The sequence below is a fragment of the Kitasatospora putterlickiae genome (assembly GCF_039527695.1).
GTDB lineage: Bacteria > Actinomycetota > Actinomycetes > Streptomycetales > Streptomycetaceae > Kitasatospora > Kitasatospora putterlickiae.
In genome coordinates, this window is the sequence record NZ_BAAAKJ010000120.1 from 1 (window position 1) to 663 (window position 663).

The 663-nt window shown below is 79.8% G+C and carries 1 pseudogene; it reads left to right on the plus strand.

The window, feature by feature from the left end:
• A pseudogene (locus ABD308_RS12530) lies at positions 1-641 on the plus strand (hypothetical protein); the annotation flags it as partial.
• Between the last annotated feature and the right edge of the window lie 22 nt (positions 642-663).

Sequence of the window (663 nt, forward strand, 5' to 3'; positions counted from 1 at the left end):
CGGAGCTGAGGGCCGTGCGGGACGGCGGGCCGGTGGATCCGCGGACTCGGCCCGGCGGCGACGCGACCCAGGAGCTCTCGGTGCGGGGCGCCGGCGCGGCGGACCTCACCGCGACGGCGAAGCTGCCGGTGGTGCCGGACGGGCCAGCGGCCGACGAGACGGCCGTGCTGCCGCGGGTCCCGGCGGAGGACACCGACCACACGGCGGTGCTGCCCCGGATCGGGCCGGACTCCCCGGCCGGCCAGGCGCCCCCGGCGCTCTGGCGGGACCAGCGGCCCGGCGCCGAGGACCGCCCGGCGGAGCGCACCCGCGAGCTTCCGGTGATCGACCCGGAGCAGGGCGGGCCCGGCGCCGACCAGCGTCCGCGTCCGGACTGGGCGGAGGAGACCCCGATGGACGACCTGCCGAGCCTGACGGACACCCTGCTCGGCTCGCGCGAGGAGTGGGCCCGCTGGAACCAGGCGGACCGTCCGCGTTCCGGTGGAACCGGTGCCACCGGCGGCGGCGATGCCACCGGCGGCCAGGACGGCCGGGGTGGCAGCGCCGGCGAAGGTGGTCAGGGTGGCCAGGGGAGTCAGGGAGGTCAGAGCGGTCAGGGCGACGGCAAGGGCAAGGGCCGCCGCTGGGGCCGTCGGGGCTGACCGGCCGCCGGCCCGGCGCCCG